General features: G+C 73.3%; 24 protein-coding genes. 11 read left to right on the plus strand and 13 right to left on the minus strand.

The features are described from left to right. Nucleotides 1-19: 19 nt before the first annotated feature. From VQH23_RS03105 to VQH23_RS03130, 6 genes are all read left to right on the plus strand, one after another. Complete coding sequence (locus VQH23_RS03105) at nucleotides 20-1,174, plus strand: acyl-CoA dehydrogenase family protein (RefSeq protein WP_338664153.1); 1,155 nt, start codon at nucleotides 20-22, stop codon at nucleotides 1,172-1,174. Beyond that, a complete protein-coding gene (locus VQH23_RS03110) occupies nucleotides 1,171-1,914 on the plus strand; it encodes a PIG-L deacetylase family protein (protein ID WP_338664154.1) in 744 nt (247 codons plus the stop codon). The genes VQH23_RS03105 and VQH23_RS03110 overlap by 4 nt, the downstream gene beginning before the upstream one ends. Continuing rightward, nucleotides 1,911-2,504 carry a class I SAM-dependent methyltransferase gene (locus tag VQH23_RS03115; RefSeq protein ID WP_338664155.1) on the plus strand — a complete coding sequence of 198 codons (594 nt, stop codon included), beginning with the start codon at nucleotides 1,911-1,913 and terminating at the stop codon, nucleotides 2,502-2,504. The genes VQH23_RS03110 and VQH23_RS03115 overlap by 4 nt, the downstream gene beginning before the upstream one ends. A 151-nt stretch (nucleotides 2,505-2,655) precedes the next feature. Then, a complete protein-coding gene (locus VQH23_RS03120) occupies nucleotides 2,656-3,750 on the plus strand; it encodes a glycosyltransferase (protein WP_338664156.1) in 1,095 nt (364 codons plus the stop codon). 9 nt (nucleotides 3,751-3,759) lie between these two features. Continuing rightward, nucleotides 3,760-4,782 (plus strand): glycosyltransferase family 2 protein, encoded by a 1,023-nt coding sequence (locus VQH23_RS03125; RefSeq protein ID WP_338664157.1) that lies wholly within the window; start codon nucleotides 3,760-3,762, stop codon nucleotides 4,780-4,782. Further along, on the plus strand, nucleotides 4,779-5,795 hold the full coding sequence (locus tag VQH23_RS03130; RefSeq protein WP_338664158.1) for a glycosyltransferase: 1,017 nt from the start codon (nucleotides 4,779-4,781) through the stop codon (nucleotides 5,793-5,795). Before VQH23_RS03125 ends, VQH23_RS03130 begins: the two co-directional genes overlap by 4 nt. Here the strand turns inward: VQH23_RS03130 and VQH23_RS03135 are convergent. Continuing rightward, the gene (locus VQH23_RS03135) at nucleotides 5,792-7,015 is read right to left on the minus strand and encodes a D-alanyl-D-alanine carboxypeptidase family protein (RefSeq protein WP_338664159.1); all 1,224 of its coding nucleotides are present in this window, start codon (nucleotides 7,013-7,015) and stop codon (nucleotides 5,792-5,794) included. The two genes, VQH23_RS03130 and VQH23_RS03135, sit on opposite strands and share 4 nt — an antisense overlap. 420 nt (nucleotides 7,016-7,435) lie before the next feature. Between VQH23_RS03135 and VQH23_RS03140 the strand changes: the two genes are divergently transcribed. Beyond that, nucleotides 7,436-8,719, plus strand: coding sequence for a hypothetical protein (locus tag VQH23_RS03140; protein ID WP_338664160.1), 1,284 nt, complete (start codon nucleotides 7,436-7,438; stop codon nucleotides 8,717-8,719). 6 nt (nucleotides 8,720-8,725) lie between these two features. Here the strand turns inward: VQH23_RS03140 and VQH23_RS03145 are convergent, their stop codons facing one another. The 10 genes from VQH23_RS03145 to VQH23_RS03190 all read right to left on the minus strand — a co-directional run bounded on the left by VQH23_RS03145 (nucleotide 8,726) and on the right by VQH23_RS03190 (nucleotide 17,632). Then, nucleotides 8,726-11,533, minus strand: coding sequence for a phosphoenolpyruvate carboxylase (locus tag VQH23_RS03145; protein WP_338664161.1), 2,808 nt, complete (start codon nucleotides 11,531-11,533; stop codon nucleotides 8,726-8,728). Nucleotides 11,534-11,616: 83 nt separating this feature from the next. Further along, nucleotides 11,617-12,186, minus strand: coding sequence for a HupE/UreJ family protein (locus VQH23_RS03150; protein WP_338664162.1), 570 nt, complete (start codon nucleotides 12,184-12,186; stop codon nucleotides 11,617-11,619). A 2-nt stretch (nucleotides 12,187-12,188) separates the two neighbouring features. Continuing rightward, entirely contained in the window at nucleotides 12,189-12,845 is a 657-nt protein-coding gene (ureG, locus tag VQH23_RS03155) for an urease accessory protein UreG (protein ID WP_338664163.1), read from the minus strand. Further along, nucleotides 12,842-13,597, minus strand: a complete 756-nt coding sequence (locus VQH23_RS03160; protein ID WP_408904275.1) for an urease accessory protein UreF — start codon at nucleotides 13,595-13,597, stop codon at nucleotides 12,842-12,844. The genes ureG and VQH23_RS03160 overlap by 4 nt, the downstream gene beginning before the upstream one ends. After that, nucleotides 13,521-14,069, minus strand: a complete 549-nt coding sequence (locus tag VQH23_RS03165; RefSeq protein ID WP_338664164.1) for an urease accessory protein UreE — start codon at nucleotides 14,067-14,069, stop codon at nucleotides 13,521-13,523. Before VQH23_RS03165 ends, VQH23_RS03160 begins: the two co-directional genes overlap by 77 nt. An 8-nt stretch (nucleotides 14,070-14,077) precedes the next feature. Further along, complete coding sequence (gene ureC / locus VQH23_RS03170; RefSeq protein ID WP_338664165.1) at nucleotides 14,078-15,790, minus strand: urease subunit alpha; 1,713 nt, start codon at nucleotides 15,788-15,790, stop codon at nucleotides 14,078-14,080. Nucleotides 15,791-15,793: 3 nt separating this feature from the next. After that, entirely contained in the window at nucleotides 15,794-16,099 is a 306-nt protein-coding gene (locus tag VQH23_RS03175; RefSeq protein ID WP_338664166.1) for an urease subunit beta, read from the minus strand. A gap of 10 nt (nucleotides 16,100-16,109) precedes the next feature. Continuing rightward, on the minus strand, nucleotides 16,110-16,412 hold the full coding sequence (locus tag VQH23_RS03180; protein WP_338664167.1) for an urease subunit gamma: 303 nt from the start codon (nucleotides 16,410-16,412) through the stop codon (nucleotides 16,110-16,112). A gap of 42 nt (nucleotides 16,413-16,454) precedes the next feature. Further along, the gene (locus tag VQH23_RS03185; protein WP_338664168.1) at nucleotides 16,455-17,282 is read right to left on the minus strand and encodes an urease accessory protein UreD; all 828 of its coding nucleotides are present in this window, start codon (nucleotides 17,280-17,282) and stop codon (nucleotides 16,455-16,457) included. Next, nucleotides 17,279-17,632 carry a helix-turn-helix domain-containing protein gene (locus VQH23_RS03190; protein WP_338664169.1) on the minus strand — a complete coding sequence of 118 codons (354 nt, stop codon included), beginning with the start codon at nucleotides 17,630-17,632 and terminating at the stop codon, nucleotides 17,279-17,281. Before VQH23_RS03190 ends, VQH23_RS03185 begins: the two co-directional genes overlap by 4 nt. 99 nt (nucleotides 17,633-17,731) lie before the next feature. On the opposite strand from VQH23_RS03190, the gene VQH23_RS03195 reads away from it, so the two are divergent. From VQH23_RS03195 to VQH23_RS03210, 4 genes are all read left to right on the plus strand, one after another. Then, a complete protein-coding gene (locus tag VQH23_RS03195) occupies nucleotides 17,732-18,754 on the plus strand; it encodes a zinc-binding alcohol dehydrogenase family protein (RefSeq protein ID WP_338664170.1) in 1,023 nt (340 codons plus the stop codon). Between the two features lie 87 nt (nucleotides 18,755-18,841). After that, nucleotides 18,842-19,045, plus strand: coding sequence for a hypothetical protein (locus VQH23_RS03200; RefSeq protein ID WP_338664171.1), 204 nt, complete (start codon nucleotides 18,842-18,844; stop codon nucleotides 19,043-19,045). 153 nt (nucleotides 19,046-19,198) lie between these two features. Then, on the plus strand, nucleotides 19,199-20,179 hold the full coding sequence (locus VQH23_RS03205; RefSeq protein WP_338664172.1) for a tripartite tricarboxylate transporter substrate binding protein: 981 nt from the start codon (nucleotides 19,199-19,201) through the stop codon (nucleotides 20,177-20,179). A 64-nt stretch (nucleotides 20,180-20,243) separates the two neighbouring features. Then, nucleotides 20,244-21,266, plus strand: a complete 1,023-nt coding sequence (locus VQH23_RS03210; RefSeq protein ID WP_338664173.1) for an alpha/beta fold hydrolase — start codon at nucleotides 20,244-20,246, stop codon at nucleotides 21,264-21,266. A gap of 51 nt (nucleotides 21,267-21,317) precedes the next feature. Here VQH23_RS03210 and VQH23_RS03215 read toward each other — a convergent pair whose 3' ends face one another. After that, a complete protein-coding gene (locus VQH23_RS03215) occupies nucleotides 21,318-21,998 on the minus strand; it encodes a TetR/AcrR family transcriptional regulator (protein WP_338664174.1) in 681 nt (226 codons plus the stop codon). A gap of 2 nt (nucleotides 21,999-22,000) precedes the next feature. Then, a complete protein-coding gene (locus VQH23_RS03220) occupies nucleotides 22,001-23,152 on the minus strand; it encodes an FAD-dependent monooxygenase (protein ID WP_338664175.1) in 1,152 nt (383 codons plus the stop codon). Nucleotides 23,153-23,203: the final 51 nt, after the last annotated feature.

The following is a 23,203-nucleotide window of genomic DNA, read 5'->3' on the forward strand; positions in this document are numbered from 1 at the left end:
ACGCAACTTAGCAAACGTCATGGACGCCCTCACCCCCGCCAGTGCGCTCGCCTTCCCTGCGGAGGACGAGGCCATCCTTGCCCATCTCCGCGCCCTGATGCCCGCCATCGCGGCCCGCGCCGCGGCGCTGGACACCATGGACTCCGCCCTGCCGGAGGAGGACGTGGCGGTGCTGGCCGAGGCGGGGCTGCTGACCGCCCCCCTGCCCCGCGCCCTCGGCGGCCAGGGCTGGGGCAGCGAGCCTTCCGGGGCGGAGGCGCTCTTCGAGGCGCTGCGGCTGGTCGGCCGCGCCAGCCTGCCGCTGGGCCGGCTCTACGAAGGGCACGTCAACGCCATCCGGCTGGTGGCGGAGCACGGGACCCCCGACCAGCACGCCGCCGCGGCAGAGGCCGCGCGGGGCGGCGCGCTCTTCGGCGTTTGGAACACGGAGCGGCCGGGGATCGACCTGCGCATCGACGCGGAGGGGATCCTGCGCGGCGGCAAGGTGCTCTGCTCCGGCGCCGGGCTGGTGGAACGCGCCCTGGTCACGGGCCGCCACAACGGCGAGGGCCCGCAGCAGATGCTCCTCGTGCCGCTGGAGCGCGGGACGGAGCGGGCGGAGAGTTCCGAGTGGCGGGTGACGGGCATGCGCGCCTCCGCCACCGGCACGGTGATGATGGACGGCATCCCCGCCACGCCGGAGATCGTGCTCGGCGGTCCCGATTCCTACATGCGCCAGCCCGGCTTCTCCGGCGGCGCCTGGCGCTTCCTCGCCGTGCATCTCGGCGGGCTGGAGGCGGTGGCCGAGGCATTGCGGGAGCACCACGGCCGCACCGGGCGCGGCGCGGACCCGCACCAGGCCGCCCGCTTCGGGCAGGTGCTGACGGCGGCCGAGACCGCGCGCCTCTGGGTGCTGAACGCCGCCCGGATGGCGGAGGAGGAATCGGCCGAGCCCGCGCGGATCATCGCCTACGTCGATCTCGCGCGCGGCGCGGTGGAGCGGGCGGCGCTCGACGTGCTGGAGCTGGCGCAGCGCTCCATCGGGCTGCAGGCCTTCACCCGCGCCAACCCGGTGGAGCGGATGATGCGCGACCTCGCCACCTACCTCCGCCAGCCTGCGCCGGACCGCGCCCTGGTGGCGGGCGCGGCGGCCGGGCTGAGCTCCGCCGAGGCCGTGGGCGACATGTGGCCGTGAGGGCAAGCGACTTCCTGCGCGAGGCCGAGGCGCTCCCCCTCGTGCCGTTGGAGGCGCTGGTGCCGGAGGGCGGCGTGCTCGTGCTCGCCCCACACCCCGACGACGAATCCCTGGGCTGCGGCGGCCTCCTGGCCGCGATGGCCGCGGCGGGCCGCCCGGCGCGCGTGGTCGTGATGTCGGACGGCGCGGGATCGCACCCGAACTCCCGCACCCATCCCGGCCCCGTGCTGCGCGAACTGCGGCGCGAGGAGGCGATTGAGGCGACGGAGGAGCTGGGCGTTCCGCCGCCGCTCTTCCTCGACCTGCCCGACGGCGACGTGCCGGTCGCCGGCACGCGCTTCGAGGAAGCGGTTCTCGCGGTGATCGCCGCCGCCGAGGGGCTCGGCACGATCGCCGCCACCATCGGTCTCGATCCGCACAAGGATCACGAGGCGACCTGGGCCATCGCGAAGGAGGCCGCGGGCCGCGCGGGGCTGCGCCTGCTCGGCTATCCCGTGTGGAGCTGGCGCCACCTCTACCCCGCCATGGCGCCGGTCGCGCCGGCGGAAGTGCCCGCGCCGCCGCGCGGCATGCGGCTCGACGTCTCCGCGCAGCTGGAGACGAAGCGTCGCGCCGTGATGGCGCATCGCAGCCAGGTGACGCGGCTGATCGAGGACGATCCCTCGGGCTTCATCCTCTCCCCCGCCGTGCTCTCCGTGCTGGTGCGGCCCTTCGAGGTGTACCTGGAGGAGGCCGCGTGAAGGCGCCCGGCGAGAGCTTCACCCCGGAGTTCTTCGAGGAGTTCTACGCGAAGAACCCGGACCCCTGGCGTTTCAAGACCTCGCCCTACGAACGGGAAAAGTACGCCGCCACCCTCAACGCCCTGCCGCGCGAGCGCTACGAGAGCGCCTTCGAGCTCGGCTGCTCCATCGGCGTGCTCACGCGTCTCCTCGCGCCCCGCTGCGCGCGTCTTCTCGCCGTTGACGGCGCGGAGGCACCGCTGGCGGAAGCGCGCGAGAACCTGGCGGAGATGCCCTGGGTGGAGATCCGCCGCGCGCATGTTCCCGCGGACTGGCCGGAAGGCGGAAGCTTCGACCTCATCCTGCTCTCCGAGGTGCTCTACTTCCTCAACCCCGCCGACCTGCACACCGTGACGGACCAGGCTCTGCGCGCGCTGCGCCCGGGCGGCGACGTCGTGCTGGTGCACTGGCTGCCGCCCGCCGAACCGCCCTTCCCGCAGACCGGCGACGAGGCGGTGCAGGGCTTCCTCGCGCGCGCCGGCGACGCGCTGCAACCGCTGGTGGCGCAGCGCGAGGAGCAGTACCGGCTCGACGTGCTGCGCCGCGCGTGACGACAATTTCATCCGCGGGACCGCAACGCGGCCGGCCGCTCCCTCGCTTGCATCCGCGGTGCGCGCTCAACGCAGGTTACCTAATCCCGCCACATTCAAGCGCGACACACCCCTGAGAAACGGCCCATCGCGGCCTACCGGAGAGACGACGTTGACGGCTGGCACAGCGCTGAGGATCGCGGTCGTCTCCCACCTGAAGTATCCGATCGCCGAACCCTTTCCGGGCGGGCTGGAGATGCACACGCACATGCTCGCCCGCCTGCTGAAGGCGCGCGGCCACGAGGTGACGCTCTTCGCCAGCGAGGGCTCGGACGCGGCGCTGAACCTGCGCGCCTACGGCCCGCCCACCGGCACGCCGACGAATGAGGCGGAGGCGGAGGCGACGGAGTTCGCCGAGCACCGCGCCTACGACGCCATGATGGACGAGGTGGCCGCGGGCGGCTTCGACATCGTGCACAACAACGCCCTGCACTACCTGCCGCTCACCGCCGCCAGCCGCGTCAAGGCGCCGATGCTCACCGTGTTCCACACGCCGCCCTTCATGGAGCTGGAGAACGGCGTGCTGGAATGCACGCGGCCGGACATGCGCTACGTCGCCGTCTCCCATGCCGTGGAGGCGATGTGGAAGGATGTCGTCCGGGTGGACCACGTGATCTGCAACGGCATCGACCTCGACCTTTTCGCGGCGGGCACGAAAGCGCCGGCTTCGCCCCACGCCGTCTGGTCCGGCCGCATCGTGCCGGAGAAGGGCACGGACCTGGCCATCCGCGCCGCGCGCCGCGCCGGCATCCCGCTGCGCTTCGCCGGCCCCATCAGCGACACCGCCTTCTGGCACGAGAAGGTGCTGCCGCTGCTGGGCGAGGACGTGACCTATCTCGGTCACCTCAGCCACCGCGAGCTGTCGCGGGAGGTGGCGCGCGCCTCCGTCGCCCTCATCACCCCGCGCTTCGACGAGCCCTACGGGCTGGTGGTGGCGGAGGCCCTGGCCTGCGGCACCCCCATCGCCGGCTTCGCCCGCGGTGCCCTGCCGGAGCTGACGGATGAGAGGACGGGCTGCCTCGCCCCGCCGGACGACGTGGAGGCGCTGGCGGACTGCATCCCGCGCGCCGCCGCCCTCTCCCGCGCCGCCTGCCGGGCCCGGGCGGCGGCGCATTGCGACATGCACCGCATGGTGGACCGCTACGAGGCCCTGTACCATCAGGAGATCGCCCGCGCCGCCGCGGCAGGGGCCCTCGCCGCGAAGTAGGACCCCCGCTTGAGCCCCGCCTGCGTCGTCTGCATCCCCGCGCGGAACGAGGCGGAGCGCATTCCGCGCCTGCTCCGCGCGCTCGCCGCGCAGGAGGGGACCGCACTGTTGCGCGTGCTGGTGCTGGCGAACAACTGCACGGACGACACCGCCAGGGCGGCGCGGCAGGGGGCCGCGCCATCCCTGGATCTGCGCGTGGAGGAAGCGTCGCTGCCGCCCGATCGCGCCCATGCCGGCGGGGCGCGCGGACTGGCGATGGAGCGCGGCGCCGCGTGGCTGCACGAGGTCGGCGCTGCGGAGGGCGTGCTGATCAGCACGGACGCCGATGCCGAGCCGCCGCCGCACTGGGTCGCCGCGAACCTTGCCGCGATCGCCGCAGGGGCGGAGGCGGTGGGCGGCGCCATCCGCATCCTGCCGGAACCCGGCGCCGCGGTGCCGGACTGGCTGGCCGCCGCCCAGGCCCGCGTGGCCCGCTACTGGGAAGCGGTGCGCGCCCTGGCCCACGCCATCGACCCGCTGCCGCACGACCCGCCGCCGCGCCACGGCGACCACACCGGCGCCAGCCTCGCCGTCACGCTCGCCGCCTTCGAGACGGCGGGCGGCGTGCCCCCCATCCCCACGGGCGAGGACAACGCGCTCGTCGCCGCGATCGAGCGCAACGGCGGCCGCCTGCGCCACCCGCCCGAGGTCTGGATCGCCGTCTCCGCGCGCGAGGACGGGCGCGCCAGCGGCGGCATGGCCGGCGAGATGCGCCGCTGGCGCGAGATGTCCGAGAGCGGCGCCCCGCACCTGCTGCCCGATGCCGCCTTCTGGCGCGCCCTCTTCCTCCGCAACCGCGCGCTGCGCGATTCCTGGCCCCGCGGCGATGCACCCGTCGCCGGCGCCGATCCCGCCCTCCTCGCCCGCACGGCGCGGGAGAGCGCGAACGCCATCGCCTTCGTGAAGCGCGCCGAGCCCCACCTGCCACCGCTGACGCCGGAGTGGCAGGAGATCGCGCGCGCCACGCAGGAGCTGGAGGCGATGGCGCGGTGAGGCCGGTCGGCTACTACGTCCACCATCACGGCATGGGCCACTGGCACCGCGCCGCCGCCCTGGCGCGGCACATGCGCCACCCCGTCACGCTCATCGGCACCGTGGCAGAGCCGCGCGAGGCCCCCTGCCCCGTCCTCGCCCTGCCCGACGACGCCGGCGCCGATCCGCGCAACGGCGACCCCGCCGGCGTGCCCGGCCTGCACTACGCGCCCGTCCACCACGAGGGCATGCGCGCCCGCGGCGCCATTATGGCGGAGTGGATCGCGCGGGAACGCCCGGCGCTGATGGTGGTGGACGTCTCCGTGGAGGTGGCGGTGCTCTCCCGCCTCCTCTCCACGCCCTTCCTCTACTTCCGCCTCGCCGGCACGCGGGACGACCCGCCGCACCTCACCGCCTTCCGCGCCGCCGAGGCGTTGATCGCCCCCTTCCCCGACGCGCTGGAGGATCCCGCCACGCCCGACTGGATGCGGGCGAAGACCTTCCACGCCGGCTTCCTCTCCGGCGGCGGCGCCGCGCCCCTCTCAGGCGGCGGCATCGTTGCGGCTTTCGGGCGCGGCGGCGCGGGCGGGGATGCTTCTGCCCTGGCCGCCGCCGCGCGCGCCGTGCCGGACCGGCGATGGCGCGTCCTCGGCCCCGTCTCCGGAAGCGCCGACCTGCCGCCCAACCTGGAGCTGCTGGGCTGGCGCGAGGACGCGAGCGCGATCCTGGCGGAGGCCGACCTTGTCATCGGCGGCGGTGGGGACGGGCTGGTGGCGGAGGTCGCGGCCCTCGGCAAGCGTTTCCTCTGCCTGCCGGAGCCGCGCCCCTTCGACGAGCAGGGAGTCAAGGCCCGCCGCCTGGCCGCCATGGGCGCGGCCGTGGTGCGGGAGGAGTGGCCGCAAGACTGGACGGACACCATCGCCGCCGCACTCGCGCTGGACCCCGCACGCATCGCGGCGCTGCACGATCCGCAGGCCATGGCGCGCACCGCCGCCTTCATCGACGGGGTCGCGGCGCGCTTCGACGCCCTCTAGCCCCCCGGCGCGACGGCCATGCACGGCCCGCGCGCCCCGCGGCAGACCTGCCGCGCCGCCTCCTGCGAGAGCCCTGTCACGCGCGCGCGCCAGAGCCAGCCGGACCGCACCCGCACGCGCCGCAACTCCACTGCCCCGCCCCGCGCGGCGGCTCGCCGCGCCGCCGCCCCGGCCGGCCCGCGATCCGCGTAGGCGCCCACCTGCACCGCCCAACGCCCCGCCGCGCGCGGCACCTGCCGTGCCACCGGACGCGGCATGGAAACGCGCCGCACGCGGGGTGCCACGGCGGGGCGCGGCACCGGCCGCAGCGCGGGCGCGATCGCGGCGGCCTGCGCGGCACCGACGAGCCGTAGCCCGCCGCGCGACGCCATCATCGTGCCGCCCGGCAGCGCGCCCGGCGTCTCGAAGCCATGGTCCAGCAGCGCCATCACGTGCGCGTCGCGCGCGGCCCCGGTGGCGCCGCCGAACATCACCGCCACCAGCCGCCTGCCGTCGCGCACGGCGCTGGCGGCCAGGTTGTAGCCGCTGGCGTCGATGTAGCCCGTTTTGATCCCGTCCGCGCCGTCATAGGCCGTAAGGAGACGGTTGTGGTTGCCGATGGTCTGCCCCCGCCACGCGAAGGCGGAGGCGCTGAAATACGCGTAGCGGCCCGGGAAGTCCTGAATCAGCCGGCGGCTGAGGATCGCGATGTCGCGCGCCGTCGACACCTGTCCGCGGTCCGGCAGGCCGGAGGCGTTGCGGAAGGTCGTGCGCGTCATTCCCATCGCGCGCGCCCTGCGCGTCATCATCCGCGCGAAGGCGGCCTCGCTGCCGCCGAGGTGCTCGCCCAGCGCGGCGGCCGCATCGTTGGCAGATCGCGTGACGAGCGCCATCATCGCGTCCCCGACCGAGATGGTGGAGCCCGCGCGCAGCCCGAGCTTCGAGGGCGGACGGCTCGCGGCGTGGCGCGAGACGCGGATGCGCGTAGACTCCGCCACCGCTCCCCGCCGCAGCGCCTCAAAGGCGAGGTACAGCGTCATCATCTTCGTCATGGAGGCCGGGTACCGCCGCGCATCCGCGTTCGCGGCGAAGAGCACCTCGCCCGTCCCCGCATCCTGCACGATCGCGGCGTAGCGCCGGTCGCCCGATTGCGCGCGCGCCGGCAGCGCGAGCCCGATCGCGGCCGCGCACAGCAGGGCGCAGGCCGTGCGCCATCGGATGGCGCGGCTGGAAGGCGGCATGGCAAGGATCCCCCAACGTCGCGGGCGCCTCCGCACCGGCCCGCGAGCTCTGTCCCCGCCGAGCCCCCCCGGCCCGACGGATCGGCACCGCGGATGGGCGGGCAACGCGATCCCGCCCGGCTCTTGCGCCGCGACGCGCGCAGCATGGCGCTCCCGTCCACCGCCAGGAAGCGCGGCGGGCGGAATGTCAGGGAGAAATACCGTCCGACACGCAATGTCACGCGCGGGCGCGAGATCCGCGTGCGGACTGTTGCGCGCGGGCCAGGGTCAAGCCCGCGCACGGCACGGCACGGCTCAACAAACCGCAAGCGCCCCGCACCGGCGCGCCGCGCCTTGCCCCGCGGGCATCGGCAGCTATCCTCCCGCGCCGCCGGCGCACCGGTTGCGCGGCCCGCCCGTCACCTCGTGGAAGCCCCGCGCTTGCGCCTGATCCGCCTCGCCGTCCTGCTCATCCCCGTCCACATTGTCACCGCCGGCGCAGCGCCCGCGCGCGGCAGCGCATCGCCGGCAAGGGCGGAGGCGTCGGTGGAGGCGCGCACGCCGTCGGAGCAGGACATCCTTTTCGCATACCACCGGATGCGCGGCACGGAGCCCGACTTCCGCCTCCTCGCGGAGGCCGACGTGGACGGCCGCCCGCCCGCGGCGCGTCCCCCGCGCGATCCCGAGCGCGAGCGGCGCTACCTCCTCGTCCTCGCGGAGCGTCGCCTGCGCGCGAACTTCGCCGCCTTCGACCTGGACCGCCCTTTCCGCCTCCATGCCGCCGCCGACATCCTCGGCTACGACGCGGAGCGCGGCGGCGTCCCGCTGCGCTCCGGCGTGTTCCGCGGCCTCTCCATGCGCGACGCGACGGATGGAGGGCGCGGCTTCACGCTGCGGTTCCGCAACCCCGACGCGATCCGCACCATTCCCGCCGCGGGGCCGCAGGCCGCAGGAAAGCTGCTGGAGGATGCGGGCCTCGCCTCCCTCGGCAACTGGGCGGGGCCGGGCACCCTCACGATCGACTTCGTCTTCGCCGGCGCTCTGCCGCTCCTGGCGGATCTTCACGACACGCCGATCCTGGCCGAGATCGTCGCCGCGCGCGTCGAGAGCGACGCCGGCCGCCCGCTGCACCGCTTCACCTCCGTCGGCTCCCGTGCCGCCGCGGCGGAGGCGCGGCGCGCGGGCGCCCCGCCGCTGCGCAACGCCGAACTGGCGGGACTGCGCATCGACATGCCGCTGGCCGAAGCGCGCCGCGCCGCGCTCCGGGAGCATTCCCAACCGCTCGCCTCCGGCTTCTTCGACGCGCCGCCGCGGCCGGAGCGCCGCGACGCCCCGGCGCCGCGCTGCTCCCGCGCGCTCGTGGCGGACATCCGCGCCTTCGGCCTCCCTCTCGCGCCCGGGGATTCCTACGCCGCCTGCCTGTCCTTCACCGCGGAGAGCGCGGAAGGCGACGTCTCCGAGATCACCTGGGTCCGCTTCCTCCCCGGCGCCTCCCCGGCCGCCCTGCGCGCCGATCTGGAACGGGAGCACGGCCTCCCCGAGGAGCTGACGAACGGCGAGATCGCCTGGATCGGCGGTGATCCCGGGCGGGCGGACCGCCGCGCGCTCCTCGAGATGCGCGCCGACATGGTCGAGCTGCAGGAGGGCGGGCCGGAGCGCGGGCCCGGCACGCTCCTCGCCCTCACGCTCCGCCGCCTCTCCCTGCCCGCCGGAACCGAGGGCTGACGCGCCCTAGCCGAAGGCCCCGCACTCCATCGAGACCACCGCCGTCGCCTCCCGCACGGTCGCGAACATCTCCCGCAACGGCTCCATCAGCTCCGCGTGCTCCCGCCCGTAGCCGCCGTGGCGCGGCGCGGGCGGCTCGCCATAATCCAGCGCGGCGCTCGGCGGCTCGTGCGCGGGGAAGACCTCGTCCAGCAGCTTCGCCGCCTCCTCCACGTCCAGCCGCAGCAGCCGGCGCAGCAGCCCGTCCCGCGTCACGCCGTGGCGCGGCGAGAACTCCGGCATGTTCACCGCCCGCATCCAGATGCGGTGGATCAGCATCAGCCGCACGGCGTGCACGGCGAACAGCCGGTCCGACATGAGGGGCGCCCCCTCGGGCCAGGCGCCGCGCAGCGCCGTGTCGTCCGCCAGCAGGCGGCGGAAGGTCCGCCGCACGGGGTCACCGAGGCCGACGCCCTCCAGCGCCGCCGCCACCGCCGTCAGCGCCGCCGCATTGGCGGGGCGGCGGGCATTCGCCGCGCGATCCAGCCACATGCCGGGATCGAGGGTGGCGACATAGGCGCGCAGCACATCGGGGTCGGAGAGCGAGAGTCCGGCGCGCGCGAAGGCCATGGCCCCCGCGAAGCGCGGCGACTTCCGCACCAGCTCCGCAAACCCCTCGGGCTCCCGCGAGGCGCCCGTCCCCAGCCCCTGCGTCAGGTTCGCCAGGAAGCCCATCTGCTGCAGCACGGCGTTGTTGGGGATGGCCCGCAGTTCCCGCGGGTGGCGGATGGTCGCGGGCCCGCCCGTGTCGCTCTGCCGCGCCGCGGGGCGCGATCCCGTGCGGTCCAGCAGCGCCGGCCCGAAGCCGCCGAGCAGCCCTGCATAGCCCGGGTCCTCCACCAGCGCCGCCATGGCGCCCCGCATGCCCGCGAACAGGTCCGCGGCGAATCCCGCCTCGGCGTAGACGGGGTCGGACACCTCCGCCGGTGGCACGGAAAAAGCGTGTTCGGCGATGCGCGCCACCGTGGCGTGGGCCAGGGCGGGCGTGCCGAAGAGCTGGTAGCCGTCCCCGCCCTGAAAGCTCGTCTCCAGCCGCAGCGGAATGCGGGCGGCGACGAGGGCGGATCGCACGGCGGGCGGATCGAGGTACTCGAAGCGCGCCGCCAGCCCGTCCGGGTGGCCGCCACGGCCCAGCCCCTCGCCGTGCGTGTCGAACATCACCACTTCCAGGTCGGACAACCCGTGCCGCTCCAGCAGCCCGGCCACGCGCAGCTTCAGCCGCTCGATCAGGTGCGAGGCCGCGGGCTGCCCCACGTAGCGCCCGGAATCCGAGTAGCCGAACTGCAGGCAGAGCCGCCCGATGCCCTTGAGGTAGGCGCGCCAGTGCGGGGACCGCAGCGCCTCCTCGATCACCCGCTCCCCGCGCATCTCCAGCGCCTCGGCGGTCTCGAAGAGCGGGCTGATCTCCACGTGCCGCTCCGCGCCGCAGAGCCGCGCCAGCAGCAGCGCGCAGAGCAGGGTGAAGCCGCTCTCCGTCTCCGCTATCAGGAAGCGCACGGGCTGGGAGGCGTCCAAGTGCTTCGCGATCTGCGCCACCGTCATCATCAGCCGCATGGCGCTGGCCGATTCCGCCAGCAGCCCGCCCGTGTCCACCGGCTCCGGCCGCGCCTCGTCCAGCGCGGCGTTGACGGCGCCGAAGAGGGCGCGGCGGCGCGCGACGTCGTCCGGCCCGCCGCCGAGCGAGGGCGCCCGCAGCCGCGCCGCGTTGTGCAGCTGGGCGGAGTTCAGCCGCACATGGGTGTGCGCGAGCGACAGCCCGTGCGCCACCAGCCCCGCCCGCGCGACGAGCAGCGCCAGCCGCGCGCCGTCGTCAGGGGCCGCCGCGATGGCGCCGCCGAACAGCTCCAGCAGCGGCTCCGGCGTGGTCAGCGCGTCCTCCCGCCGGTCCACCAGCGCCAGCGCGAAGCGCCGCGCCGCCTCCGGATCGGGCTGGCCGGGCGGGGGGCAGGCCGTGATCTGCGCGCGCACCGCCTCCAGCGCCAGGGCCAGCCGCTCGCGCAGCGGCTCTGCACCCTCCGGCGGCAAGGCGCCGATCTGCGCCTCCAGCCGCGCCAGACCCAGCTCCTTCATCCGCAGCCGCAGCCGCAGCGTGTCCTGCCAGCCGATATCGGTCCGCCCGTCCGTGTCGTAGCCCACCCAGGAGGAGAGGATGACGGGGGTGGGGATCAGCCCCCGCCAGCGGTCCGGCCAGGTCTCCCGCGCCACGCCGAGAAAAGCGGCGGAGAGCCGGTCCAGCGCGTCCCGCCCGTTGGCGATGGCGAAGGCGGCCTGGGAGAACTCCTCCTCCAGGTCCGGCGGCACGGGGCGCAGCGGCAGGCCCGGCGGGATCGGCGCGCCGCAGGCCGCCTCCGCCAGCGCCCGGTTCGTGGCGCGCGGCAGGGAAAAGGTGGGGTGGGCCGTGAACACCGCCGCCGCCCGCGGCCGCTCGCAGGCCAGGCGGAAGGCGGCGAAGGGCACGGGGCTGTCCGCCGGATCGGGCCGCGCGGCGCGCTGGGCCACCGCGATCAGCGCGGCGTCCGTCTCCGCCGCGTCCGTCCCGCCCACCTGGGCGGCGAGATGCGCGGCCCGGTCCGCGAAGGCGCGCTCCCCGATGTCACGCAGCGCCGCCCGCAGCGCGAGCAGGTCCAGCTCCCCATCATCCAGCCGGCGGCTGAGGGTCAGCGCCATGGCCAGGGCGGGGGTGGCGAAGGGATCGCCCCGCCCCTGCGCCCGGACCGCCGCGGCCAGGGCGATGAGGTCGGGCGGCGGCGCGCCCTGCTTGCCGGCCTTCGCCATGCTGCCCTGCCTCCTGTTCCCAACCGCACGATGCTGCGGCCGCGAAGGTCAGCAGGCAAGCCGGGCAGCCCGCGTCCCGGGCCTCAGCTCAGGATGAGCAGGGCAACCATGGCCGCAGCGCCCCCGGCCCCAGCCAGGCGGGCCGCCACCCGGAAGCCCGGCCGACCCGCCGCCCCGACCGCGAGACCCAGGGCGTGCAGCCCCGCCGTGGCCAGCAGGAACCCGGCGGCATAGCCCGCCGCCCCGGCCCCCGGCACCATCTCAGCCCCGTGGGCATGGCCGTGGAACAGCCCGAACAGCGCGGCCAGCCCCAGCGCGACGGCGAGCGGCGGCCGCACCGCCAGCGCCACCAGCGCGCCGAGGACGATGACGGACCCGGCGATCCCCGCCTCCACCATCGGCAGCGCAATTCCCGCCATGCCGAGCGCACCGCCCGCCATCATCGCCGCCAGGAAGGCCACGGGCAGCGCCAGGACCCCGCGCCCGCCGATCAGCCCCGCCCAGAGCCCGATCGCCACCATCGCCATCAGGTGGTCCGCCCCGCCGAGCGGGTGCGCGAAGCCGGCAGCGAGGCCCGCCACATGGCCCGGCCCCGTATGGGCCAGGGCGGGGAGCGGCAGCAGGATCAGGGCGAGGGGAAGAAGGCTGCGCATCGTCAGGCATTCCCTTGAAGGGCGCGGCGATCGATGCCGCCGGATTGCAGGATGAACTCGGCTATCTCGGCCACGCCGCGGTTCTCCTTCAGGTTGGTGAACAGGAACGGCCGCTGCCCGCGCATTTTCCGCGAATCCCGATCCATCACGCCGAGATCGGCACCCACCAGCGGCGCGAGGTCAATCTTGTTGATCACCAGCATGTCGGACCGCGTGATGCCCGGCCCGCCCTTGCGCGGGATCTTGTCCCCTGCCGAGACGTCGATGACGTAGATCGTCAGGTCCGCCAGTTCCGGGGAGAAGGTGGCGGCCAGGTTATCGCCCCCGCTCTCGATGAACAGGATCTCCAGCCCGGGGAAGCGCTCGTTCATGTCCTGCACGGCGGCGAGGTTGATGGAGGCATCCTCGCGGATCGCCGTGTGCGGGCAGCCGCCCGTCTCCACCCCCGTGATCCGCTCCGGCGCCAGCGCGCCGCTGCGCGTCAGGAACTCCGCGTCCTCGCGCGTGTAAATGTCGTTGGTGATCACGGCGATGTCGTGCGTGTCGCGCAGGTGCTTGCACAGCCGATCGGTCAGCGCCGTCTTGCCGGACCCGACGGGGCCGCCGATGCCGACGCGGAATGGGCCATTGCCGCCTGCGGCACGATCCGTATTGCTCATGAGCGGAAGAGCCTCGTGTACTGCGTCTCGTGGCGCATGGAGAAAAGGTCGAGCATCGGCGCGGAGGTGCCGATCTCATCGAGTTCGGCCGCCAGCGCCGCATCGGTCGCAGCCTGCACGGCGGGCATCAGCGCAGCGGTCGCCACCTGCCCGTCCGTCTGCCCCAGCGGCACCAGCCGCACCCCGGCGGAAACCAGATTGGCCGCGAAGGCCCCCAGCCAGCTGAACAGCGCGGCCCGCAGCGGGATGCCGTTCCACGCCGCCGCGGCCCCGAAGGCCACGGGATGCACCAGCCGCCTGGGATGCCGCGCCACCAGCGCGGCGAAGCGCGGTTCCGGCCAGGCCGCCGCGGTCACGGCGGCAAAGGCCGCGCCCTGCGCCCCGCTCTCCAGCGCCGTCTCCGCCGTGCCGCGCCAGGCGGAGGCCAGTTCCGCCACCTCGTCCAGCGCCGCCTCGTCATCCGCCTCCGCCGCGCGCCAGGCCGCGGCCAGCAAGGGCCCGTCCACCGCGCCCGCGCCGCGCCCCAGCGCCGCCCGCACGTAGTCCACCAGCCCGGCGCGATCCTTCACCGCCCCGCCCTCCACCGCCGTCTCCAGCCCGTGGCTGTAGGTGTAGGCCCCGACCGGATAGGCCGGCGACGTCCAGGCCAGCAGGCGGTAGAGGGCGGCGTCGCGCTCAGTGATGGTGATGGTCATGGGAATGGTCGTGCCCATGCTCGTGATCATGGTGATGATGCCCGTGCTGCGGCCCATGGCGGTGCCCGGTCTGCCGGTTGTGCTCGCCATAGGCGCCACCCTCCGGGTTGAACGGCGCCTGCACCGTCCGCAGCGTAGCGCCCAGCCCGCGCAGCATGGCGGTGATCACGTGGTCGTCCCGGATCAGGATGCGGTCCGCCCCGATCTCCGCCGGCAGGTGCCGGTTTCCCAGGTGCCAGGCCAGACGCGCGAAATGCGCGCGATCCCCCGCCGTGATCTCCACCAGCGGCTCCGCCGCCGCGCGCACGGCCACCGCGCCGCCGCCCTCCAGCGCCAGCCCGTCGCCATCGTACAGCACCACTGCCTCCGGCAGGTCGAGCAGGAAGGCGAACCCGCCCTCCCCCGTGTAGCGCCGGCGCCGCCGGTGCCGGTCGTCGAAATCCAGCGTGATCGTGTCGCGCGCCTCGGCGGCGCTCCACTCGCCGGCGGGCAGGACCTTTGTGGCGCGGGGCAGGCTGTCTTCGGTCATGGCGGCTCTCAGAACAGGAAGTAGCGCTGCGCCATCGGCAGCACCGTCGCGGGCTCGCAGACCAGCAGCTCGCCGTCCGCGCGCACCTCATAGGTCTCGGCATCCACCTCGATGCGGGGACACAGGTCATTCAGCACCATGTCGCGCTTGGAAATCCCGCGGCGCGTGTTCCGCACGGCCAGCAGAGGCCGCTCCAGCCGCAGCCGCTCCCCGATCCCCGCCTCCATCGCCGCCCCGGAGGTGAAGGTCACCCCCACCGCCGGCAGCGCCCGCCCGAAGGCGCCGAACATCGGTCGGTAGTGCACGGGCTGCGGCGTGGGGATGGAGGCGTTGGGATCGCCCATCGGCGCCATGGCGATGGTGCCGCATTTCAGCACCATCTCCGGCTTCACGCCGAAGAAGGCCGGGCTCCACATCACCAGATCCGCCAGCTTCCCCACCTCCACGCTGCCGACATGATCGGCGATGCCCTGGGAAATGGCGGGGTTGATCGTGTACTTCGCGAGGTAGCGCCGCGCGCGCAGGTTATCGTTGTCGCCCACCTCGCCCGCCAGGCGCCCGCGCTGCTGCTTCATCTTGTGCGCGGTCTGCCAGGTGCGGATGATCACCTCGCCCACCCGCCCCATCGCCTGGCTGTCGGACGACATCATGGAGATAGCGCCGAGGTCGTGCAGAATGTCCTCCGCCGCGATCGTCTCGCGCCGGATGCGGCTCTCCGCGAAGGCCACGTCCTCGGGGATGCGCGGATCGAGGTGATGGCACACCATGAGCATGTCCAGATGCTCGTCCAGCGTGTTCACCGTGTAGGGCATGGTGGGGTTGGTGGAGGAAGGCAGCACGTTCGCCTCCCCGACCAGCCGCAGGATATCCGGCGCGTGCCCGCCGCCCGCGCCCTCCGTGTGGAAGGCCTGGATGGTGCGCCCGCCGATCGCCCTGATCGTGCTCTCCACGAAGCCGCTCTCGTTCAGCGTGTCCGTGTGGATGGCCACCTGCACGTCCAGCGCGTCCGCCACCGCCAGGCAGGTGTCGATCGCCTTCGGCGTCGTCCCCCAGTCCTCGTGCAGCTTCATCCCCGCCGCGCCGGCCAGGATCTGCTCCTCCAACCCCTTCGGCAGGGCCGCATTGCCCTTGCTGAGGAAGCCCAGGTTCATCGGGAAACCCTCCGCCGCCTGCAGCATGCGCGCGAGGTGGAACGCGCCCGGCGTCGCCGTCGTCGCCAGCGTCCCGTGCGCCGGCCCCGTGCCGCCGCCGAACATCGTCGTCACGCCGGAGGCTAGCGCCTCCTCGATCTGTTGCGGGCAGATGAAGTGGATGTGCACGTCGATCCCGCCAGAGGTCAGGATCCGCCCCTCGCAGGCGATGATCTCCGTCGTCGGCCCGATGATGATATCGACGCCCGGCTGCGTATCGGGGTTCCCCGCCTTGCCGATGGCCGCGATCCGCCCGTCCCGCAGCCCCACATCGGCCTTGTAGATGCCGGTATGGTCGAGGATCAGCGCGTTGGTGATCACGGTGTCCATGGCGCCCTCGTCGCGCCCGAGCTGGGATTGCCCCATCCCGTCGCGGATCACCTTGCCGCCGCCGAACTTCACCTCCTCACCATAGGTGGTGAGGTCGCGCTCCACCTCGACGATGATGTCGGTATCCGCCAGCCGGACCCGGTCTCCCGTGGTCGGCCCGTACATGCCGGCATAGGCCGAGCGGGAAATCCTGGCGGGCATCGGTTACAACTTCCCTTCCACGTCGCCGCGGAACCCATGCACGATCCGCGCCCCGGCATAGGGGATCAGCCGCACCAGCCGCGTCTGCCCGGGCTCGAAGCGCACGGCGGTGCCGGCCGCGATGTCCAGCCGCATCCCGCGCGCCGCCGCCCGGTCGAAGGCCAGTTCCGGGTTCGTCTCGGCGAAGTGGTAGTGACTGCCCACCTGCACGGGGCGGTCGCCGGTGTTGGCGACCTCCATCTCCGTCACGGGCCGCCCCGCGTTCAGCTCGATCTCGCCTTCAGCGGGAAAAACCTCTCCAGGGATCATGCGACCCCCCTCAACGGATCGGCTGATGGACGGTGACGAGCTTCGTCCCGTCAGGGAAGGTCGCCTCCACCTGGATCTCGTGGATCATCTCGGCCACGCCCTCCATCACCTGGTCCCGCGTGATCACTGTGGCGCCGTCGCGCATCAGCTCCGCCACGCTGCGCCCGTCCCGCGCGCCCTCCACCACGAAATCGGACACCAGCGCCACCGCCTCCGGATGGTTCAGCCGCACGCCCCGCTCCAGCCGGCGCCGCGCCACGCTGGCGGCCATGGCAATCAGCAGCTTGTCCTTCTCGCGCGGGGTCAGGTGCATGGGCGGGCTCCGAAGGTGGGAAGAAGTATGGCGGCGGGCGGCTCAGGTGGTCCAGAGCCGTGGCAGAACCGGCGGCAGCCCGAACAGCGCCGCGCGCAGGGCGGAGATCGCCGCCGCCAGGGCGGCCCGCACCGGCATGGCCGGGCCCAGCCAACGGATCAGCACCACCCCTTCACGCGGAATGGTCGCGGCACCCAGCGGACCGGCGAGATCGCGCATGACGGACAGGTGCGAAGCCGCATCCGCCCCCGCATAGAGCAGCGTGGCGAACCCGCCCGCCCCCGCGAAGCCGAAGCGGTCCTCCAACGCCTCCTCCGGCGCCTCGATCCGCAGCGCATCGGCCCAGCGCAGCCGACCATCCACCCGCAGGCGCCAGGAATCATGCAGGAACCCCTCGCGAAACCGCTCCCCCCTCGCCGCGCGGCCGAACACCAGCATCTCCGTCGCCAGCAGCCGCGCGCCAGGTGCCAGCTCCACGTCCAGCCGCCGCCGCAGCCGTGCGCGGTCGAACAGGATCGTCTCCTGCGGCAGCCATTCCAGCACCGCGCCCGGCCCCACATGCAGCGCCGTCTCGATCCGCGTCTCCGGCCCGAGGGAGCGGTACAGCTTCTCTGCCGCCGGGGTGCAAAGCGTGGCCGCCGCCCCCTCCTCCACCCGCGCCTGCATGCGGACCACGTCTCCCCCGGCCAGGCCGCCCGCCGTGTTCACCAGCGCGCCCGTGATCGGCAGGCCCGGCTCCGCATCCGGGAACAGCACGCGCATCGGAGAGGACTGGTAGAGGTGGCGCAGCGCCGTGCGCCCGCCGGATAGGCCGAAGACAATCTCGGCGCCGCCATCCGCCCGCTGATGGCGCGGCTCGGCGGCCGTCACGCCGCCTTCTGCAACGCCGCCATCACGTGCTCGTCTCCCCACTCCCGCAGCGCCCGGATCACCGGCGCCAGGCTCCGCCCGCGCTCGGAAAGGCTGTACTCCACGCGCGGCGGCACCTCGGCATAGACGCGGCGCGCGATTAACCCGTCCGCCTCCAACTCCCGCAACTGGTTCGTCAGCATGCGCTGCGTCACGCTCGGCAGCCGGCGGCCGATCTCGCTGAAGCGCATCGTCCCCTCGCCGAGGTGGTGCAGGATCACGCCCTTCCACTTGCCGTCGATGAGGGCGAGCGTCGCCTCCACCGCGCAGCCCGGGCTGCAATCCAGGCGATCGTGCCGGGTGCGGGCCATCACGGTATCCTTTTCGACACTATCGGCGGTTCATGTGCGTTCTTGCGGGGGCACATGGTATCGCGCATCTCCGGGGCAACACAGATCCGGAGAAGCACCATGCGTGCCATCGGCTACCAGACCTCCCTCCCCATCAACCGCGAAGACTCCCTCCTCGACATCGACCTCCCCGCCCCCGAGCCGCGCGGCCGCGACCTGCTGGTCGAGGTCCGCGCCGTCTCCGTGAATCCCGTGGACACGAAGGTGCGGATGCGCGCCGCCGCCGAGCCCGGCGGCCACAAGGTGCTGGGCTGGGACGCCGCCGGTATCGTGAAGGCCGTGGGTCCGGACGTCACCCGCTTCCGCCCCGGCGACGCCGTGTTCTATGCCGGCGACATCACCCGGCCCGGCACGAATGCCGAGCTGCACCTGGTGGATGAGCGGATCGTCGGTACCAAGCCCGCCTCGCTCGGCTTCGCGGAAGCCGCCGCCATGCCGCTCACCGCCATCACCGCCTGGGAAGCCCTATTCGACCGGCTGCAGGTGAAGACCCACGCCGTCCCCGGCGCCGCCCGCGCCCTGCTGATCGTCGGCGGCGCCGGCGGTGTGGGCTCCATCACCATCCAGCTCGCCCGCAAGCTGACGGACCTCACCGTCATCGCCACCGCCTCCCGCCCGGAGACGCGGGACTGGGCGCTGGAACTCGGCGCGCACCACGTCGTGGACCACTCCAGGCCGCTCGCCGCCGAAGTCGCCGCCCTGAACCTCGGCGCCCCCGGCTTCGTCTTCTCCACGACCCAGACGGACAAGCACCTGGCCGAGATCGCGGAGCTGATTGCCCCCCAGGGCCGCTTCGCCCTCATCGACGACCCGGCGACGCTCGACGTCAGCGTGCTGAAGCGGAAGAGCATCTCCCTGCACTGGGAGCTGATGTACACCCGATCCATGTTCGGCACCCCCGACATGGGGGAGCAGGGCGCGCTGCTGGACGAGGTCTCCCGCCTCGTGGATGCCGGCACCCTCCGCACCACCCTCACGGAGACCTTCGGCCCCATCAACGCCGCCAACCTCCGCCGCGCCCACGCCCTGATCGAGAGCGGCAAGGCCCGCGGCAAGGTGGTGTTGGAAGGCTTCGGCGCCTGATCCCATCGGGCAGGGTGGAGGCGGGGCGGCCGCAACGCCGCCTCGCCCGCCCGCGTTCCCCCTCCGCCACCCCGCGGAGGAACCCCGATGTCCCACCCGTCCGGAAACCCCGGCGTCACCGTCCCTGCCGCCGAGGGAACGCCGAGCCCCGGCGACGAGACCACCGCCGACGCCACCCAGACCGCGGAGAACACCTGCCCGGATTGCGGCGGCACCGGCACCCTCCAGGGCAAGCCCTGCCCGGGCTGCGAGGGCACGGGAACCGTCACCGTCACTGTCGGTGACGCCTGACACGGTCGGCGGTGCCTGACCCGGTCGGCAGCGCCTGGCGACGCCAACCCGGCCGGAGACGCCCCATCCCCTCTGGCGGGTGACGCCGCCGGCTCGCCACGCCACTATGCCCTCCGCACCGGCCCGGAACGAGGCCGGCAAGGAGACACGCCCATGCCCACCCGACGCCAACTCGGCGCCCTGGCGCTGACCGGTGCCGTCCTGTCCCGCCCGGCCCTGGCCGCCTTCCCGGACCGGCCCATCACCGTCGTGGTCCCCTTCGCCCCCGGCGGCGCGAACGACCTTGCCGGTCGCCTGCTGGCCGACCGCATCGGCCCGATCCTCTCGCCCGAGGGCCGCGCCCTGGTGGAGAACCGCCCCGGCGGCGGCAGCGCGATCGGCGCCGAGTACGTCCGCCGCGCGAGGCCGGACGGCTACACCCTGCTGGTGGGTTCGGCTTCCACCCTCGCCGTCGCCCCCGCCTCCGGCGCCAGCGCGGCGCGCTACCACCCCACGCAGGATTTCACGCCGATCACGGTCGTCGGCACCAGCCCGCTCGGCGTCGTGGTCCCCACCAATTCTGGCATCACCACGGTCAAGCAGCTCGTGGACCGGCTGCGGGCGGAGCCCGGCCGCATCGGCTACGCCAGCTCCGGCGTCGGCGGCGTCTCGCATCTCGGCGCGGACTACCTCGCCGTCTTGGCCGGCACCACCGCGCAGCACGTCCCCTATCGCGGCGGCTCGCAGACCGCGGAATCCCTCATCAAGGGCGAGACCCTCTACGCCGTGGACCAGCTCGGCTCCGTCGTCGGCCAGGTGCGGGACGGCGCGCTGCGGCTGCTGGCCGTGACCACCCGCACCCGCGACACGAACTTCCCGGACGTGCCCACGGTGGCAGAGGCCGTGCTGCCCGACTACGAGCTGACCACCTGGACCGTGATGGCCGGTCCCAAGGACCTGCCGGACGAGGTGGCGCAGGCCCTCAGCAAGGCCGCCAACACGGCGCTGGCCGAGCCCCGCGTGCGCGAGCGGCTGGAGAGCACGGGCACCACCCCGGTGCCGGACAGCACCCCCGCCTCCACCCGCGCCTTCCTGGACCGCGAGTTCGCGCTCTACCGCAACATCGTGCAGAAGATCGGCCTGAAGCTCGACTAGCCCTGCGCCCTTGCGGCGGCGCGCCCCATCGGCAGGATGGGCGCGACGCCGCCGGAGGGGATTCATGACCGACCTCACGACCGATTGGGCCACCGATACGGGCCGCTTCGACCTCGGCGACCTGCCCGTGCTGAAGGGCGGCACCATCCGCGGCGCCACCCTGAGCTGGAAGACCCACGGCACGCTCTCCCCGGCACGGGACAACGTCGTGCTCTACCCCACCAGCTACGGCGCCACCGCGGCCGAGCTGGAATGGCTGATCCGGCCCGACGGCGTGCTGGACCCCGCTCGCTGGTTCATCGTGCAGATCGACATGTTCGGCAACGGCGTCTCCTCCTCCCCCCAGGACACGCCTGACTACCCCCTCCTCGTCACCGCCCACGACAACGTCCACGCCCAGCGCCGCCTCCTGCGCGACGTGCTGGGGATCGAGCGGCTACGCGCCGTCTACGGCTGGTCCATGGGCGCGCAGCAGGCCTATCACTGGGCCGCGCTCTTCCCCGAGGCGGTGGAGGCCGTGTTCATCAACTGCGGCAGCGCCCGCACCGCCGTGCACAACCAGGTCTTCACCCGCGCCCAGATGGCGATCCTGGAGGCCGCGCCGGAGTATGACGGCCACGCCCTCTTCTCATCCCAGCCGAAAGCCGCCCTACGCGCCTTCGGCCGCAACTACGCGGGCTATGCGATGAGCCAGGACTTCTACCGCGCCGGCCTGCACCTCTCCCCCGCCGCGCCGGACCTGGAAACTTACCTGAAGGGTTGGGAAACTCGCTACGACAACAAGCACGCCGCCAACCTGCTGGCGCAGATGCGCTGCTGGAACGCCGGCGACATCAGCGACAACCCCACCTACGACGGCGACCTGCGGGCCGCCCTCCAGGCCATCCAGGCCCGCGTGATGCTCATCCCCGGCGCCACCGACCTCTACTTCCGCGCCGCCGACAACGAGGCGGAACGCCCCCATCTCCGCCACGCCGAGCTGCGCCCCATCCCCAGCATCTGGGGCCACCGCGCCGGCAATCCCCAGGGCCATGCGGAGGACACCGCCTTCCTGCGCCGCTGCGTGGATAACTGGCTGAATAGTTGAGGGGCAGCCTCACGCCTGCGGGCGATGCCGCCCTCCGGCGATCTGCCCCAGCTACCGGCTGGACGGTGCCGTGAACCCGCCCACAAGGAAGTCCGTCAGGCGCCGCACCACCTCCTCCGTATCTTCCGTGCTGAACCGCCCTTGCGACACCTCCGCGAGCCGGTCGAAGCCCGAAAGCATGTAGAGATAGGTGCCCACCGCGAACATCATGCGCCAGTGCGCGTCCGCCGCGTCGATCCCCGGCGCCGCGCGCTCCAGCGCCGCGATGTAGTTGCGGGTGGAGAAGTCATAGACCTCGCGCCGCAGCCGCAACGCCAGCTCGTCCGGTTCATGGTGCAGCCGCGCCTGCATCCGCACGAAGGCGATGGCGTCCGAGCCCTGCCCGCGCAGCTTGAACTGCGGGGTCAGGTAGGCGGTGATCAGATCCCGCACCGTCGGCGGCTCGGCACGCGCCAGCAGCGCGTCCAGCAGCGCCTGCCGCTCGTTCGAGACCTCCAGCCCCCGCCGCTTGAACAGCGTTTCGAACAACCCCTGCTTGCTGCCGAAGTAGTAGATGATCAGCGCCTGCGTCACATCCGCCCGCTCCGCGATCTCGCGCAGCGAGGCGGCGACGTAGCCGTGATCGGCAAAAACCTGCTCGGCCACGGCCAGGATGCCGTCCTGGGTGGAGACGCCATCGGGATCGGCCGGGCGCCGGCCGATCCTCCTCTTCGGCGTGGCCGATGCCGCCACGCTCAGGCGGCCACGCGGGCGGGCTCGACCAGCGGCACCTCGAACACGTCGTAGCCGAACACCCAGGCCGGGTCCTCGTTCGTGCGCAGCCAGGTGTTGTCGTGGCTCACCTTCTGCACGCGGGAGGCCCGCTCGATCCGGTTGGCCCGGTACAGCGCGAAGGCCGTCTCGTAATCCTCCACGCCCACCTGGCCGAAGCAGCGCGCCAGCATCGCCGCGTCCTCGATCGCCATCGCCGCGCCCTGGGCCATGTGCGGCTTCATTGGGTGGCAGGCATCGCCGAGCATCACCAGCCGCCCGCGGCTCCACAGCGGCAGCGGGTCGCGCTCCAGCAGCGGCCACTTGGTGATGTCGTCGCAGGCGTCGATCAGCGCCTGCACCATCGGATGATAGCCCGCGAAGGCCTCGCGCATCTCCTCCTGGCTGCTCTGCACCCAGGCCTTGCTCATGTCCCACTCGGCCTGCGGCACGCCGGTGACGTAGTAGTACTCGTCCTGCCGCTCGGTCACGTAGTAGACCATCATGTGTCGGTCCTCGGACCACCACTTCACGCACTGGTCAAACTTGAAGCCGTACTTCGCCAGCCGGTCGGCGGAGAACACGGCGCGGTGCGCCACCCACCCCGTGTAGCGCGGCGCCTCCGCGCCGAGCATGTGCTCGCGGATCACGGAGTTCACGCCGTCCGCGCCGATCACGATGTCCGCCTCGGCGACGGTTCCGTCCTCGAAGCGCAGCACCACGTCGCGGCCGCGATCCTCGATCCCCGTCAGCCGCTTGTTGTAGTGCAGGGAACCGGACGGCACCGCATCCACCATCAGCTGGTGGAAATCACCGCGATGCACGGTGAGGTAGGAGGCGCCGTAGTGCTTGCGGGCGAAGTCGCCCAGCGGAATCTGGGACAGGATCGCGGCATCCGCCCCGTTTCGGCTGTACCAGTAGTCGGGGTGCGACCCCATCGCCTCCATCGCACCCTCCAGCCCGATGCGGCGCATGATCTTCATCACGTTCGGCCCGACATGGATGCCCGCGCCCAGGCGCGCGAAGGCCGGCGCCTGTTCGTAGAGGGTGGCCTCGAAGCCCTCCTTCCGCAGCAGCAGGGCGGCGGCGATCCCGCCCAGCCCCGCCCCGACGATCGCGATGCGCGGCTTGCTCATTCTCGGTCTCCTGGCCAGCTCGTCTTTATTTAACTGCACGTTCAGTTAGAA

The organism is Pararoseomonas sp. SCSIO 73927, from assembly GCF_037040815.1.
Lineage (GTDB): Bacteria > Pseudomonadota > Alphaproteobacteria > Acetobacterales > Acetobacteraceae > Roseomonas.